The 15,794-nt window shown below is 40.5% G+C and carries 17 protein-coding genes; 9 read left to right on the top strand and 8 right to left on the bottom strand.

Features of this window, described 5'->3' with window-relative positions; all coding sequences use genetic code 11:
* The 4 genes from mnmA to QVH07_RS05920 form a co-directional block, all read right to left on the bottom strand.
* The gene (gene mnmA / locus QVH07_RS05905; protein WP_289999231.1) at nt 1–1,212 is read right to left on the bottom strand and encodes a tRNA 2-thiouridine(34) synthase MnmA; all 1,212 of its coding nucleotides are present in this window, start codon (nt 1,210–1,212) and stop codon (nt 1–3) included.
* A gap of 109 nt (nt 1,213–1,321) precedes the next feature.
* Nucleotides 1,322–3,016 (bottom strand): gamma-glutamyltransferase, encoded by a 1,695-nt coding sequence (ggt, locus tag QVH07_RS05910; RefSeq protein WP_289999232.1) that lies wholly within the window; start codon nt 3,014–3,016, stop codon nt 1,322–1,324.
* Nucleotides 3,017–3,022: 6 nt separating this feature from the next.
* Complete coding sequence (locus QVH07_RS05915; RefSeq protein WP_289999233.1) at nt 3,023–5,401, bottom strand: S9 family peptidase; 2,379 nt, start codon at nt 5,399–5,401, stop codon at nt 3,023–3,025.
* Between the two features lie 9 nt (nt 5,402–5,410).
* Nucleotides 5,411–5,752, bottom strand: a complete 342-nt coding sequence (locus QVH07_RS05920; protein ID WP_289999234.1) for an Hpt domain-containing protein — start codon at nt 5,750–5,752, stop codon at nt 5,411–5,413.
* A gap of 78 nt (nt 5,753–5,830) precedes the next feature.
* On the opposite strand from QVH07_RS05920, the gene QVH07_RS05925 reads away from it, so the two are divergent.
* The 4 genes from QVH07_RS05925 to QVH07_RS05940 are packed head-to-tail and all read left to right on the top strand — an operon-like array spanning nt 5,831 to nt 7,698.
* On the top strand, nt 5,831–6,424 hold the full coding sequence (locus QVH07_RS05925) for a rhomboid family intramembrane serine protease (protein WP_289999235.1): 594 nt from the start codon (nt 5,831–5,833) through the stop codon (nt 6,422–6,424).
* 23 nt (nt 6,425–6,447) lie between these two features.
* Entirely contained in the window at nt 6,448–6,591 is a 144-nt protein-coding gene (locus QVH07_RS05930) for a hypothetical protein (RefSeq protein ID WP_289999236.1), read from the top strand.
* A 1-nt stretch (nt 6,592) separates the two neighbouring features.
* A complete protein-coding gene (locus tag QVH07_RS05935) occupies nt 6,593–7,051 on the top strand; it encodes a DUF2452 domain-containing protein (protein ID WP_289999237.1) in 459 nt (152 codons plus the stop codon).
* A 2-nt stretch (nt 7,052–7,053) separates the two neighbouring features.
* The gene (locus QVH07_RS05940; protein WP_289999238.1) at nt 7,054–7,698 is read left to right on the top strand and encodes a DUF7255 family protein; all 645 of its coding nucleotides are present in this window, start codon (nt 7,054–7,056) and stop codon (nt 7,696–7,698) included.
* A gap of 1 nt (nt 7,699) precedes the next feature.
* Here QVH07_RS05940 and QVH07_RS05945 read toward each other — a convergent pair whose 3' ends face one another.
* Together QVH07_RS05945 and QVH07_RS05950 are read right to left on the bottom strand one after the other, a co-directional pair.
* Nucleotides 7,700–8,317, bottom strand: coding sequence for a deoxynucleoside kinase (locus QVH07_RS05945; protein ID WP_289999239.1), 618 nt, complete (start codon nt 8,315–8,317; stop codon nt 7,700–7,702).
* Between the two features lie 3 nt (nt 8,318–8,320).
* Complete coding sequence (locus QVH07_RS05950) at nt 8,321–9,211, bottom strand: 3-hydroxyacyl-CoA dehydrogenase family protein (protein WP_289999240.1); 891 nt, start codon at nt 9,209–9,211, stop codon at nt 8,321–8,323.
* 152 nt (nt 9,212–9,363) lie between these two features.
* Between QVH07_RS05950 and QVH07_RS05955 the strand changes: the two genes are divergently transcribed.
* Genes QVH07_RS05955 through QVH07_RS05965 form a run of 3 tightly spaced genes read left to right on the top strand, consistent with a single transcriptional unit; the run spans nt 9,364 to nt 11,669 of the window.
* Nucleotides 9,364–10,200, top strand: coding sequence for a CvfB family protein (locus QVH07_RS05955; protein ID WP_289999241.1), 837 nt, complete (start codon nt 9,364–9,366; stop codon nt 10,198–10,200).
* Nucleotides 10,200–10,691, top strand: a complete 492-nt coding sequence (locus tag QVH07_RS05960; RefSeq protein WP_289999242.1) for a YkgJ family cysteine cluster protein — start codon at nt 10,200–10,202, stop codon at nt 10,689–10,691. Before QVH07_RS05955 ends, QVH07_RS05960 begins: the two co-directional genes overlap by 1 nt.
* A gap of 45 nt (nt 10,692–10,736) precedes the next feature.
* Nucleotides 10,737–11,669: an ROK family protein gene (locus QVH07_RS05965; protein ID WP_289999243.1), complete on the top strand. Its 933-nt coding sequence runs from the start codon at nt 10,737–10,739 to the stop codon at nt 11,667–11,669.
* Here the strand turns inward: QVH07_RS05965 and QVH07_RS05970 are convergent.
* Complete coding sequence (locus QVH07_RS05970; protein WP_289999244.1) at nt 11,650–12,033, bottom strand: hypothetical protein; 384 nt, start codon at nt 12,031–12,033, stop codon at nt 11,650–11,652. The two genes, QVH07_RS05965 and QVH07_RS05970, sit on opposite strands and share 20 nt — an antisense overlap.
* A gap of 1 nt (nt 12,034) precedes the next feature.
* Nucleotides 12,035–13,267, bottom strand: a complete 1,233-nt coding sequence (locus QVH07_RS05975; protein ID WP_289999245.1) for a sterol desaturase family protein — start codon at nt 13,265–13,267, stop codon at nt 12,035–12,037.
* A gap of 119 nt (nt 13,268–13,386) precedes the next feature.
* Between QVH07_RS05975 and QVH07_RS05980 the strand changes: the two genes are divergently transcribed.
* Nucleotides 13,387–13,869 carry a DNA topoisomerase IV gene (locus tag QVH07_RS05980; protein ID WP_289999246.1) on the top strand — a complete coding sequence of 161 codons (483 nt, stop codon included), beginning with the start codon at nt 13,387–13,389 and terminating at the stop codon, nt 13,867–13,869.
* A gap of 13 nt (nt 13,870–13,882) precedes the next feature.
* The gene (locus QVH07_RS05985; RefSeq protein ID WP_289999247.1) at nt 13,883–15,778 is read left to right on the top strand and encodes a DNA topoisomerase IV subunit B; all 1,896 of its coding nucleotides are present in this window, start codon (nt 13,883–13,885) and stop codon (nt 15,776–15,778) included.
* Nucleotides 15,779–15,794: the final 16 nt, after the last annotated feature.

A 15,794-nucleotide genomic window follows, 5' to 3' on the forward strand; every position in this document is an offset into this window, starting at 1 on the left:
CTAGAATATAGTGCCCGAACCGATACATTCCTCACCTTTGTACCAGGCTACAAATTGTCCTGAGGCAATGCCTTTCTGTGGTTGATCGAAAATAAAATACAGACCATTTTCGCGTCGCAAAAGGGTAGTGCCTACCAGGGGCTGTCTGTATCGAATTCTGGCTTGATAGGTGGCAGTTTGACCCACCTCTAATTCTAGGTCTTCCCGAATCCAATGAATCTGATCTTCTTTTACAAAAAGAGCATTTCGTAATAAACCAGGATGATCCTCTCCTAAGCCAGTATAAATTACGTTTTGGCGAGTATCAGTGGAGATTACGAATAGCGGCTTTCCTGTTCCTCCTACTTTTAAACCCTTTCTTTGACCTACAGTAAAATAGTGAGCACCATTGTGTTCACCAATCACGGTTCCTTGTTCTGGTTTAAATCCAAGTGGCAAAGCCATGTTGTCTAATTCCTCATCATTCAAATCTTCCATTTCGATTCCTGCGGGAATAGCATATTTCTGTAAGGATGGAAGATCTTCGGGAATTTGGATGATTCTCCCTTTTTTTGGTTTTAATTGCTGCTGCAAGAAATCGGGTAATCGAACTTTGCCAATAAAGCAAAGGCCTTGACTGTCTTTTTTATCTGCTGTTATTAGGTCCAAAGACTTAGCGATCTGCCGCACTTCAGATTTTTGCAAATGACCAATAGGAAATAAGGCTTTGCTCAGCTGCTCTTGATCTAGTTGACAAAGGAAATAGCTCTGGTCTTTATTTGCATCGGCACCAGCCTTTAGCTGATAAATAGTTTTACCATCAGAATCGAATTCGTCTTTTTGGCAATAATGCCCAGTGGCCACGAAATCCGCTTTGAGCTTTTCGGCTGCTTTCAGAAAAAGATCAAACTTTATCTCTCTATTGCAGAGAATATCAGGATTTGGAGTTCTACCGGCCTCATATTCCGCGAACATGTAATCTACTATCCTGTCTTTGTATTCATAGCTGAGATCTATAGCCTGGAATGGGATTCCCAGTTTTTCAGCCACAAGCATGGCATCCGTAGAGTCTTCCATCCAAGGACATTCATTCGAGATGGTCACGGATTCGTCGTGCCAGTTCTTCATGAACATTCCAATGACTTCGTATCCCTGTTCTATAAGTAAATGTGCGGCTACAGAGCTGTCTACCCCTCCGGAGAGGCCCACGACCACTCTTTTCTTTTTTTGCATGTGTTTCAGTTTGTAATGGATTAAAGGTCCATTAGGATACTTGGAAGTAGAACAATTCCTGTTCAGAAAATAGTTCGAAATGCAAAGATATGGAGGAAATATTTCATTTTTAAAAACCGAGAGCGCTGTCATCTCCTCTTGGATCAGCACCACCTTCTAGTCTGCCGTCAGGCAAAACAAGGATCGCATCTACATAGCCTAAAATTCTGCTATATTCTTCACTGATCAGATATCCATTAGATTTCATGGTCTGAATCAAAGTAGAATCGAAGGCTCCAGGCTCAAAAATTACTCGGTCCGGAAGCCATTGGTGATGAAATCTTGGTGATTCAACAGCTTCATGCATTCCCATGTCAAAGTCTACCACGTTTGAGATTACCTGTGCCACAGAGGTGATGATAGTAGAGCCTCCTGGTGTACCCACCACGAACTTAAGCTTCCCCTCTTTTTCAACAATTGTTGGGGTCATGGAGCTTAGCATTCTTTTTCCTGGCTGAATGCTGTTTGCCTCAGCACCAATGAGGCCAAACATGTTTGGTTCTCCTGCTTTAGAGCTGAAATCATCCATTTCATTATTCATGAAAAAGCCCAAATCATCAATAAAGACTTTGGAACCGTAAGCTCCATTTAGGGTGGTTGTGACAGAAACAGCATTCCCTTCTGCGTCAACAATGGAGTAATGTGTGGTCTCCATGCTCTCAGCATATAGTACTTCGCCTTTGGCTATATCCTCTGATTTGGTTGCCTTTCCCGGGGTGAAAGAACTCATCCTAGCCTTAAGGTATTCTTCATCAAGTAACTGCTCAATCGGAATATCTACAAAATCAGGGTCGCCAAGGTAAAAGTTTCTGTCTGCGTAAGCCCTTCTCTCGGCTTCCACCATGAGCTGAATATGCTCAGCGCTATGATATTCCATATTTCCAACGGAGTATGGCTCCATCATCTGAAGAATCTGACCTATGGTTACTCCACCCGAACTTGGGGGAGCCATAGAAATTATTCTATGCCCATTGTAATCAAATACTACGGGCTCTCTCCAAACAGCCTCATAATTTGCCAAGTCCTCCATAGTGAAAATTCCACCAATAGAATCCATATGACTCACCAGCATTTCTGCAGTTTTGCCCTTGTAAAATTCGTCCCTTCCATTTTCAGAAATCCTCCTTAGCGTTTCCGCCAAAATGGGCATTTTCAGCATGGTGCCCTCAGGATAAGGCTTCGAGTAGAAAGTATTAGGGCCATTTACCTCAATAAAGGTTTCGCGAAGTCTTTCAAAGCTATTCGCTTGCCTTTGCCGGACGGCCCATCCTTTCTGCGCTAATTCAATGACAGGTTCTAAAATTTCTTTTGGATCAAGTTTCCCAAACTTCTCTTGAGCCTCGAAAACCCCTGCAACAGTTCCTGGAATTCCAGATGCCAAAGCGCCTTGAGTACTTAATCCAGGAATAATATTACCTTCCTCATCCAAATACATGTCGCGATCGGCGGCTCCTGGAGCTTTTTCACGGTAGTCAAGAGATCCAATACTACCATCGGCCATTCGATAAACCATAAATCCACCCCCTCCAAGATTGCCGGCAAAAGGGTAGCAAACCGCTAAAGCCATTTCGGTTGCCATCATAGCATCAAAGGCATTTCCGCCTTTTTCCATAATCTGCACTCCGATGGCTGAGGCTTCTTCCATAGCGGAAACCACCATGGCATTTTCTACAATTGGACCTACTTTTTTGGGTTGCTCAACCTGAGGTGAACAGCCATAAAGAAGAATTATGGCTATTAGGAGGAATTTGCCTGCTCTAAGCATAGGGATCTAGTCTAGTAAAGTGGTATTGAAGAGTTTTAAAATGCGTTTGTACTCATCGGTCCATGAGGAAGGCTCTACGAATCCATGATCTTCGACCGGATAAACTGCCATTTCCCAATTATCTTTTTCGAGTTCAATCAGACGCTGGGCAAGTCTGACCACGTCCTGAAATTGAACATTTACATCCACCATGCCGTGTGCGATTAGAAGATTTCCTTTCAGTCCTTCGGCAAAATAAATAGGAGAGGAGCGTTCGTAAGCGATTGGGTCTTCTTCGGGAGTATTGAGAATGTTCGAGGTATATCCGTGGTTGTAATGAGCCCAATCGGTTACAGATCTAAGTGCTGCACCGGATTTGAATACATCTGGTTCTGTAAAAAGAGCCATTAGCGTTATGAAACCTCCATAACTACCGCCATAAATACCTAGCCTTTCAGGGTCAATGTCTTGGAAATCTATAAGATATTTCGCCCCGTCAATTTGATCTGAAAGATCTTTTCCACCCATGTGCCTATAAATTCCAGTTCTCCAATCTCTTCCATATCCTGCGCTAGATCTGTAATCAATATCGAGAACGGTATATCCTAAATCGGTCAGGAGATTATGAAACATGTATTCGCGGAAATAGCTACTCCACCATTTGTGAACGTTTTGTAGATATCCTGCTCCATGGACAAAAATCACTGCAGCCCCATTTTTTTTAGAATCTTCCGGAGTATAAAGTCTTGCTGGAACCATGGCACCGTCCTCAGCCTCAAACCGAATTATCTCTGGCTCACGCCATTCGTATGCTTGGAACTCCTCACTTTGACCAAAGGTCAATTGTTTTGCTTCAGCATTTCTCTTGCTTAAATCCTTCAGAAAAAGCTCTTCAGGTCTATTGCTAAAAGAATTAAGAACTAAGAGTTTGTCTTCCTCTGGAGAAAGAAAAGCGTCATTCTTGCCTTCTAGAAAAGTCAATTGTTCCTTTTCTCCACCCATTAGAGGCATTTTGTAAAAGTGTCTCTCGCTTGGGCTAACTTCCGAACTGGTGAAATACCAATGCTCGCCGTCTTTTGAAATGAAAGGGTCAAAAACTTCAAAATCTCCTGAAGTCAAAGCCGTTTTCTTACCAGTATTTACGTTCAGTAAATATAGATGTGAATAGCCACTCTCTTCAGATTGGAAATAAATATGTTCGCTGTCTGGTAACCACCCAAAAACACCTGAGGAGTAGGTCCATCCAATTCCTGGACCCGCAATCCAAGCCTCGTCCCGCTGCCTGTCTAAGGTGATCAAATCGCCTGTTTCAAAATCTACCGAAGCAATCCAGCGATCCTTGTTGTCCAAGGATCTTGCCACTACGATTGCGGTCTCACCCGAAGGTGAAAAGTAGGGGCCGGCTAGAAAAACTTTACGCTCCTCTTCTTCCCATTCCTTGTCCGGGTAGTCAGCTACATAGTCAGGAAGATCTTTGATTCCGTCTAGTATTGATTTATTCAAGTAAAAAACTGTATCATTTTCAAGATCGTAAAAGCCTATTTCTACTGTGGTTCCTTCTGTACCTACTTTTGGTCTCCCTCTCAATTCTTTGGTGTAACCTGAGGCATCCATGTAATCAGGAACTCCTGTAGGTTTATTTGAATTTCGATTATACTCGCTGAATGTGGCAAATCTCTGATTGGGAGATAAGCGAAGGTTCGTCAGATTTTTTCCCTGCTTGTAGAAAGCAAAAGGCTCTTCTTCCTTCTCTTCCTGAGTTGCCTCTCGGTAAGCCCTTCTCATTTTATCCTTCTCTTCCCTTTCCTGAAGTACCTTACTCAATTTTACAGTTTCCTGCTCTAGGTAGCCCTTTTCTTTTTCTGTATTGCTTGATCCTGAAGATTGAGAAGGAGCTTTTCCGTCTTTGATATTGGTGACCTTAGTAACTTTTTCTTTTTCAGTATCAAAAACGAAAATGTTATCCTCGGAATTAAAAGAGATCAAAGACTCATCTGCTAGATACGAAGGATTATTTAAGTTGGTATACCATTCAAAAATGACTTTTGACTCTCCGGTTTTCACATCTTCCTCCATAATCTTTTGGCCTTCACTGTAAAGAATGGAAGTTTTACTCATATTAAGTTCACCTCTTGTGGCTCTGGAATTTTGAGCCTCTTTCCAATCTACTTTTTTGATTTTCTCGGGATTGGCTAGGGATATTTTGTACAGAGAATCTGCAGGATCATTTTCAAGATTATATCTGAAATAGATCGTTTGACCGTCTTTTGACCAATAAGGAGATGAAGGAAAAGTACCTATCCATGCGGGGTCACGCATGATATATTCCACACTCAGAGCACTTTCCTGGGCATTAATTAGACCAAAGGTTAGAATGAGGATAGTAGAGAGTAATAGTTTTTTCATAAGGTTGGCTTAGTTACTTCTGAGCTCCGCCAAAAATGTGGTGAGTTCAAGTTTTATTGATTTTATATGCTTCTGTAGTTCTGAGTTAATGGGTGCTGAAGTCTCTAGTTCTGATTCAATCTGATCAACTAGTTCAAGTGTTTTGGATGCTCCAATATAACTCAGAGAAGGCTTTGACTTATGGACTCGTTTTTTAATGGTGGAATAATCTTTTTTCTGGTACAATTCACTCAGTTCTTCCAATTCAACCAAATTCACGGAAATCACCAATCCAAGCAACTCTTCGATAAGTTCAAGGTTATCCCTTCCTAGGTAATTATAAATCGTCTCCTCGTCGATATGCTGATACATTTTAAAGCAGGTGGGTGAAAAATTTTGTAATAGCAGCTAAAAATATAAACATTTTTCAAAACCACTTATTTCTATGGTATGTGTGCGTTTGATTGGAAGCATTTTAAAAGAAGCATTTCCATACCGGTTAGGATTGGTTTGGTAATGGTCTTGGTCTTTGCGGTGCAGGAGTCGTTCAATCTTGATTTTGGAATCCTAGGGATTCTTCCAAGGAAAATTCATGGATTATTTGGGATTGTCCTGACCCCATTTATCCATGGGAATTGGCTTCATCTGATTTCTAATCTCTGGCCATTTCTTATTCTTTCCATGGTACTGTACTATTTCTATGACCGAATCGCAGGATGGGTCATAGTTTATGGCATGCTCTGGACGAATATACTGGTTTGGTGTGCGGGTAGGCCTTATTTACATATCGGTAGTAGTGGCTTAGTATATATGCTTGCCTTTTTTCTGATGTGTTTTGGCTTTTTCAGGTGGAAAGCAAAAGACTTAATCATATCAATACTGGTCATGATGATTTATGGCAGCTTAGTCTTTGGGTTAGTGCCAAATGTGGGTAGAGTCTCTTGGGAGAGTCATCTCTTGGGAGCCGCAGTCGGCTTTGTGTTGTCATTTTACGTCGCACGTAAAAATCATATCAAAGCATTTGCATTGTCAAGCATTTCGTAATTTTGAATCAGAATTTGGATTTGATGGAAAAAAAGAAAAAAATATTCCTGGCGGCTTTCCTGATTTTCATGCTCATCATGATTTGGATAGGGTATGACATCTCTAAGCGAACCACCTTTCCTGGTTCAAAACCCCAACTTCAGGAACGGATCACAGATCAAAATTAAAATGGAGAAGAATAAAATAGACGTAGATAAGATTGATCTGGAAAAGATGAAGGAAAAGACGACTGAGAGTCCGTCTAATCTTCCTTATGCTCATCATAGTGGGAGTGCGATCATTAAGCCCGAGGATAAAGGTAAGATCACAGGACGTGCCGTGGCGGCCATGCATTCGCAAACAGATATGCAGATGTCTCAAATCTATCAGCAGATGCAGCTTTTGGCCGATCAAGCTAAAAAAATTCAATCCAGAGTTGAGATTTCTGAGCGTATTTACCAAGCTTCAATTGGCTTTGAACCTCTGATTAATCACATCTATTTTCTATATCAAAAGGATGATGGCTCCGATTTTTTAAGTATGCTTTCACCAGAAGATTGGGGAAGAAAGAAGGGCTTTGCAGCATTCATAGCGGAGGTGAAGTTGCTCGCTGATCATACCTGGGATATTTTGAGAGAAGGCGACTGATTATGCAAAATCTAATTATTCGTCAGCTTGATGAAATTTTACAAGAAAGCGACCTTTTTTATGATTCGGGTTTTGACCTTGAATTAAACCACAGTTTTCTTGATGAGAAGTCTAAAGAATGGTTATCTGAGACATACTTAGAACTAGGCGGAAAGTCGGAGTTCCCATTGCTAAATAAGTTAAAGTTTGATTTTAAAATCAATCGATTTGTCATCAAGTATGACGATGAAAGTCACTTCAATAGATATAGATCAATAACCTTAAAATCAGATATTTACGATCAATTTAATTTTCCATTCTCTCAAGCCTATAAAAGACTTTGTCGAACATTCGAGAAAGATTGTCTAAAGGTGGGGCTCCAAAAGAGGTTTTGGTTTGGTAGCCCTATGGCTAAAGCACACTTTGGTGAGGGCAGTGATCCCGGAGATTTTTATGATGAAGGTGCGCCGGGCTGGAAGTTACTTGCCTTCAATGATCTTCAAATGGACCTCCAATCGCGACTACATGGATATAAATTGATACGCATTCCTCCTTATGAAACGCTTATGATTGGAGGTAGACTCCAACGTATAGATCATTTGTTGATGTCCGCAAATGAGGATACCAAAGTCATTATCCTGAACTGGCTAAAAAGAAAAATGGCCTAATTTAAGAGAAGAGGCCAAAAATCTCGCGATTTACTTTTTCCAAAATAAAAGAAAAATCTGTCGGTCTTTCCACAAAATCTAACTCATTCACGTCTACAATCAAGAGATTACCTTCCCGATAGCTTGAGATCCATTCCTCGTAATGTTTGTTTAGGTTTTTCAGGTAGTCTATCCTCATTGTGGTTTCATAATCCCTTCCTCTTTTTTCAATTTGTCCGACTAACTTAGAAATATCAGCCTTTAAGTAGATCAAGAGATCCGGTGCTTTAACATGTGGGATCATGGAATTGAAAAGACTCAAATAGCTATCGTAATCCCTTTGGCTTAAAAAGCCACTTTTATATAAGTTGGCTGCAAAAATGTAGGCATCTTCATAAATAGTCCTATCCTGAATGGTGTTTGATTTCTTCTCCTGAATTTTCTTGATTTGATTAAATCTAGAGTTGAGGAAATAAACTTGAAGGTGAAAGGCCCAGCGCTTCATATCAGCGTAGAAATCGGGTAAATAAGGATTATTATCCACTGACTCGAATTCAATATCCCAGCCAAGATGCTTTCCAAGCATTTCGGCTAGGGTGGTTTTTCCACTTCCAATATTACCAGCGATGGCCAGATGCATGGCTTATTTTTTGAATTGAGAGGAAACGATTAAATCCTTGCTTCCTTGCGTGTAAGCATAGAATCCTTCTCCTGTTTTGGCACCTTTAAAACCAGCTTCCACCATGTTTACTAAAAGTGGACATGGAGCATATTTCGGATTACCAAAGCCTTCATGTAGAACACGCAGAATGGAAAGGCATACGTCTAAGCCAATAAAGTCCGCCAATTGCAATGGACCCATGGGATGAGCCATTCCCAGTTTCATAACCGTATCTATTTCTTCTACTCCCGCTACACCCTCATAAAGGCTGTAAATTGCTTCGTTAATCATTGGCATTAGGATTCGGTTTGCCACAAAGCCGGGATAATCGTTCACTTCTACAGGAACTTTCTCTAACTCTTTAGACAGAGCCATAATGATTTCTGTGGTCTCATCAGACGTGGCATATCCTCTGATTACCTCGATTAATTTCATGACTGGAACAGGATTCATGAAATGCATTCCTATGACTTTATTTGGCCTTTTGGTGGCTGCAGCGATTTTGGTGATAGAAATGGAAGAGGTGTTTGATGCTAAAATTGCTCCTTCAGGTGCTGCTTCATCTAGCTGTCTAAAAAGATCCAATTTAATCTCCATATTCTCTGTAGCCGCTTCTACGACCAAATCTGAATTCTTCACCCCGTCGGGCATTGAGGTGAAAGTATTTATCCTTCCTAAAGCCGCTTCTTTTTCTACTTCGGAAATAACCCCCTTGGCAACTTGCCTATCCATGTTCTTTTGGATTTTTGCCAAAGCCTTGTCTAAAAATTCTTGCTTAAGGTCGATTAAAGAAACATTAAATCCATACTGCGCAAAAACATGGGCAATTCCATTTCCCATAGTTCCAGAACCGATTACAGCTAAATTTTTCATGAGATTGAGTTAAAGTTAATTGGGTTTTATAATGGGTTATTGAAATGTCAAAGCTAAGATGCAGGCTGTGACAATCCAATTTTTAACCTCTCTAAAGAACTTATGTTTTCACCAATTTCGAGCTTGCGAAGAATATTGTCTAACTTTGATTTATGGAAGAATTAGGATTGGTTTCTGAATTACCTATTAATCGTTTTACCGATTTTGGAGCCTATTTAGGGCTTGCTTCAGGAGATGAAGTTTTATTGCCACAAGGCTACCTTACCGGCGATGAAAAGGAGGGAGACTTGATTGAGGTTTTTGTCTACACGGACAGTGAAGATAGGCCAGTCGCAGTAACAGAAAGACCGCTAGCCTATCTGGATGATTTTGCAGTGTTGGAGGTAAAGCATAAGACTTCCTTTGGGGCTTTTTTGGATTGGGGATTGCCTAAAGATCTTTTCCTGCCTAATTCCGAAATGGGAAAGGAAATGAAGGAGGGAGATAAGGTTCTTGTCAAAGTTTGTATAGATAATAAAACCAATCGGCTGATTGGAGTAGGAAAGTATGCTGGTTTTTTGGACCCGGCTCCTGAAGAGTTTACCACAGGCTTGCCACTGACAGGGCTGATTTTTGACAAGACCGATCTAGGTTTTAAGGTACTGGTTGAGGATCAGTTTGAAGGGCTGCTATATAAAAATGAAGTTTTCGAAAAAATTGAAATTGGTGAAACCCGCACCGTTTACATCAAGAAAAGGAGAGAGGATGGGAAGCTTGATTTACTCCTTTTGCCACCAAATAGAACCAAGTACGATGATGGTGCAGAGAAAATCTTGAAAATTCTGGAGAGTAAAGGATCGCTGAAGCTTCATGATAAATCCGCTCCAGAGGAAATCAAGGCTGAGCTTGGAATGAGTAAAAAGCATTTTAAACAAAGCATTGGGCAGCTTTACAAAGCCAGGAAAATTTTGATTCTTCCAGATGGGATAGTTTTGAATTCAACGAATTAATGTTAGATCTCGAAGCTTTTAAAGTAGAATCCCTCTCCGATTTCTCAGCAAATAAAAAGCTCAAAATTCGACTCAGAAAGGTCAAATCCAAAGCTTTGGATACAAAATTCCAACAGCTTCATGAGGAGGTTTTTTCAGAAATTGATTGCTTGGATTGTGCTAATTGTTGCAAAACTACGAGTCCTATTTTCATCAAAACAGACATCGATAGGCTTGCAAGAGTATTTAGAATGAAGTCCACTGAATTCATTGATGAATATCTTCATCAGGATGATGAAGGGGATTATGTTTTAAACTCTGCTCCCTGTCCATTTTTGAATGAAGACAACACATGTTTAGTCTATGAAAACCGGCCAAAAGCCTGCCGGGAATACCCACATACTAATCGAAAAAATATGCTAGGGATTTTAAATTTGACCTTAAAGAATACTTTGGTTTGTCCTGCCGTTCTTAAAATTTTCCAGCAGATTGGTCAGGATTATAGGAAGTAAATTAAAACTTTTGCTTTTTTGATGTCCCAATAACCTATCGAAACTATGCAGAATCAGGATATACCATTTTTAGGTGTAGACGTGGGCGGAACCCATCTTAAAATTGGATTAGTTAATAAATCCGGTGAAATACTTGACTTTCAGAAAGAAGAGACCACTACATACAGGGAGTATCCGGAGGGATTTGGTCCCAAATTCATTAAGGAGCTCGGTAAATACTTGGATAAGTATCCAGAGGTTCGGGAAGTAGGCATTGGTTTGCCTGGGCTGATTTCTAAGGATAGAACCGTTCCGCTGGAAATCCCGGCGATCCCAGGGTTAAACGGGTTCAAATTAAAAGAAGGGCTAAAGAAAGCCTATCCAGAACATGATTTCTTTCTCGAGAATGATGCCGCTGCCGCTGCAATAGGTGAATTTTATTTTGGTCAAGATGACCCAGCTGAAAACTTCCTTTTTATCACTTTAGGAACTGGTATTGGAAGTGCCTTGGTACTGGATGGTCAAGTTTTCAAGGGTTCGAGAGGAAATGCCATGGAAATGGGGCATATGTTGGCTCGTGACAATGCTAGATTGGAAACTTTGGTAGGACGCGGAGGGATTTTAAATATTCTCGATAAATATCTAAAAGCACACCCTGATCAGGCTGGAGATTTAGCTCATGAAGTTCCAGGCATTCATATGCTTGTAAAAGGTGCCAGAGAAAATAATCCGGTGGCTTTAAAAGTTTTTGAAGAAGTAGGAGAAATTCTTGGAGCCGCTATTGTCTCTACCGTTAGAATTCTTGATGTTACCGAAATCTATTTTGGGGGTGGGGTTTCAGCCGGACTTGAATTCATTTTGCCAAGCATGAAAAAAGTGCTAAATGAATCACTAACCTCGTATTACACAAAAAGCCTTCACCTCAAAAGAGCTACTTTAGAAAACGACGCGGGAACCCTCGGAGCGGCGGCTCTTTGCTTTATGGGTTCAGGTTTGTAATCGTCACTTCAGATACTTTACTTATTGCATTCATTCGAAAAAGGACCTTTAAGGGTTCTTTTTCTGTTTCTACCCCTTCACAGTCCCTACTTGGTTCCAAAAAGTAGAAAAAGAAACTTTGGCTTTTATCCACTAGCTCTACACGATCTGGTCTGCCCAAAGTCTTAATTATGGATTGATTGGAGGCTCCAAGGAAAGTATTTTTTATTCTTCTTATCTCTTCCAAATCCTGAATTCTCAGCCCGTTACATCCATACCGATCTGCTTTCCAATTTTCCAGATTGATATCACCAGCGTCCAGCTTTGAACTGCATGAGCCAAGGACTAAAACAAGTCCCAGAACTGCTATTAAAATTCTACCCATTTTAAAGAGAGGCTGAAGTAATTTGATCTTTTTGTTGCTGGTTTTTAAATAGCCAGGCAAAGGAAACAAGGGCATAAATTGCAATGAAAGTACTTAAAATGGGAATGGAGATTAAGGAATTGAAAAGAAGAAATAGCACAGTGGAAAAAACCAATATCCTCAAAATCTCCTGTGGAAGAAACCAATTTCGTTTCTCAAAAATCCCGGAAAAACTTATGGTTGTCCAAATAATTATAGCACTTACACCAACTTTGATCATCCATTCAAAAGCGTTCACTTGAAATAGGAAAAAACCTGTGAGGACCAGCAGGAGGATGTACTGAAAGAAAACGTACCAGTTGAAACTTGGAGGCACCACAGTATCATACTTTTTAAAATCTTTTCCCGGTTCCTTAGGGGCACGATAACCTCCAAGGTAATCCGGTAACCATCCTGGTTTATTGAATAGATACCTGACTTTATCGCCCCATTTAGGAATCATGGCTAATTCTTCTTTCATGGTGGCGTAATGCGCCAGATTCACCCAAAAGGGATTCCAACTGTTTACCGGAGTGGTAATTCCATAGGTAGGGGTCTCCTCCTCCTCCTGAAATGTGCCAAACCATTTATCGAAAATGATAAAAGTTCCTCCATGGTTTTTGTCTATATACTTAGGATTTCTTCCATGGTGCACTCGATGATGAGATGGAGTATTCATGAATTTTTCCAGAAAACCCATCTTGCCAATAGCTTCTGTGTGGATCCAAAATTGATAAAGCAGGTTTATTCCCGAGGCTAAAACAAGCATCACCGGATCGAACCCCAAAATGGCTAGTGGGAAATAGAAGAAAAAAGTCCAGAAGGTTTGGGTGCTGCTTTGCCGCAAGGCAACTGAAAGATTATACTCCTCACTGGAGTGATGAACCACATGTCCTCCCCAGAAAAGATTGATTTCATGACTTTTGCGATGAGCCCAATAATAGCAAAGATCGTAAAGGAAAAAGAGCAACAGAAAAGTCCAGATATTATTAGGAATCTGTAAAAGGGCCAGGTTTTCGTAAATGAGCGTATAAATCCCAATGGAGATAACTTTTACGAATACTCCTGTTACCTGAGAAATCACTCCACAGTTGATATTGGTTACAGCATCATTTAAGCGATAACCCGGGTGTTTTTGGAAACGAAGAGTGATCATTTCTATGGCCATCAGAATAAAATACATCGGGATGGCGATCACTACCGGACTGAGGTTCATTGTTTTGGGTAATTTTCCTGAAACTAACTGTCAAATATAATCAATAATCGAACACCTTATGGGATGATTCTGTTCACTCAAATCCTTTATATTAGCATTTGAAATCCCCCGATAAATTTATGTACAGTCGTTTCGGAAAAGTCTTCTATTTCTTCATGGTTTTTGGATTCATTTTTTTCTTGCTGTATTTCTATTCAGCAATGCCAGAAACTGTTCAGTACCAACCTGACTCACCTACAGAGCATGGAAGAGATGCTTTTTTTTATAGCATTATTGCCTTGTTTGTGGTGTGCAACTTAGTGGTTTTGTTGCCTCCGAAATTGCTCGAAACCAAAACTCATAACGGCCTGCATAAGCTTTTCCCGGTAGGAGATGATTACAGAGATTATTTTCTAGCATGGTTTTATACTTTTGGAGCGATTCTGAATACCTGTCTTTTAGTTATGGTTTTCTTTGTTCATGCCATCAATAATCAGGAAGGAATTAATGCATCAGAATTCAATTTCTTCTTTTACTTAATCCCGCTTTTGCTCGTTATTTGGGTGATAGCTTTTTTTATTCTATTAGTCAATAAATTCAAACAAGTGAGATTAGATTCTTAGAATCTATTAGCCTATGGCAGAAAAAGTTCAATACAACGAGGATAGTATCAAGTCACTGGATTGGCGGGAGCATATTCGCCTAAGACCAGGGATGTACATTGGAAAACTAGGGGATGGAAGTGCGCAGGATGATGGTATTTATGTTTTAGTCAAGGAGATATTAGATAACTCCATCGATGAGCACATGATGGGTCATGGCCGTACCATCGAGGTTAAGATTTCCGAGCACAAAGTGGAGGTAAGAGATTATGGCCGAGGAATTCCTCTGGGAAAGGTCATCGATTGCGTTTCCAAAATAAATACGGGTGGAAAATATGACTCCGGAGCATTCCAGAAATCGGTAGGACTAAATGGGGTGGGTACCAAAGCTGTAAATGCCCTTTCCGATTATTTTAAAGTTCAATCATACCGTGACGGGGAAACTAAAGTTGCCGAATTCGAAAAAGGCGTCTTGGTCAATGATCAAAAAGTGGGTAAAACTTCAGATCGAAATGGGACTAAAATAGTGTTCTCGCCAGATGCCAGTGTCTTCAAGAATTATCATTTCATTCCTGAATACCTTGAAAACCAGATATGGAATTATGCATACCTAAATGCAGGTTTGACCATAAATTATAATGGGAAGAAATATTTCTCGGATAAAGGGCTTTATGATTTACTTTCGAATAAAGTAGATGAAGAGGCCTGCAGGTATCCTATCATCCATTTAAAGGGGAATGACATAGAAGTGGCTCTGACTCATACCAATCAGTATGGTGAGGAGTACTACTCTTTTGTAAATGGACAGTATACCACCCAGGGAGGAACGCATTTGGCGGCCTTTAGGGAGAGCATAGTGAAGACGGTCCGTGATTTCTATAAAAAGGACTACGACTCAGCGGATATCCGGCAGAGTGTGGTTGGAGCGATAGCAATTCGAGTTCAAGAGCCAGTTTTTGAATCTCAGACCAAAACAAAGCTAGGTTCGCAGTCTGTGGGTCCTGATGGTCCAACTGTAAGGACTTTTGTAAACGAATTCCTAAGGGTTGAGCTGGATAATTACCTACATAAAAATCCGAAAGCCGCAGATGCTTTACTGAAGAGGATTCTTCAGTCCGAAAGAGAACGCAAGGAGATTTCAGGTATTAAAAAACTTGCCAATGAGCGGGCGAAGAAGGCCAATCTTCATAATAAAAAGCTTAGAGATTGTAGAGTGCACTATGATGATAACAAGGGCGATGAAGAACTGAAAAATGAAACCATGCTTTTCATTACTGAAGGTGATTCAGCATCAGGGTCCATCACCAAATCCAGAAATGTGCAGACTCAGGCGGTCTTTTCATTAAGGGGAAAACCCCTGAACTGCTATGGCATGACCAAGAAGGTGGTTTATGAAAATGAGGAGTTTAACCTTCTTCAGCATGCGTTGAATATTGAGGATGGGATTGATGGATTGCGTTATAGAAAAATTGTGATTGCGACAGATGCGGATGTTGACGGTATGCACATCCGCTTACTCATCATGACCTATTTTCTTCAGTTCTTTCCCGATTTGGTAAGAAATGGGCATCTATTCATTTTGGATACGCCTCTTTTTAGAGTCCGAAATAAAAAGGAGACTATTTATTGCTACTCTGATGAGGAGCGTCAAAGAGCCATCCATAAACTTGGAGGAAAACCAGAAATCACCCGTTTCAAGGGACTGGGAGAGATTTCTCCGGAGGAATTTGGAGGGTTTATCGGAGAGGATATAAGGTTAGAACCTATCATATTAAACAAGGAGACCAAAATTGCTGACCTTCTGAAGTTCTATATGGGTAAAAACACTCCGGACAGACAAAACTTTATCATAGATAATCTGAAAATAGAAAAAGACCTGGATCTCGGTGGGGAGTCAAAAGCTGAGGAGGAGGAAATAGAAGCAGCTTAAAGGATTTTAGGTCTCA

It is taken from the genome of Algoriphagus sediminis (assembly GCF_030403435.1).
GTDB classification, from domain to species: domain Bacteria; phylum Bacteroidota; class Bacteroidia; order Cytophagales; family Cyclobacteriaceae; genus Algoriphagus; species Algoriphagus sediminis.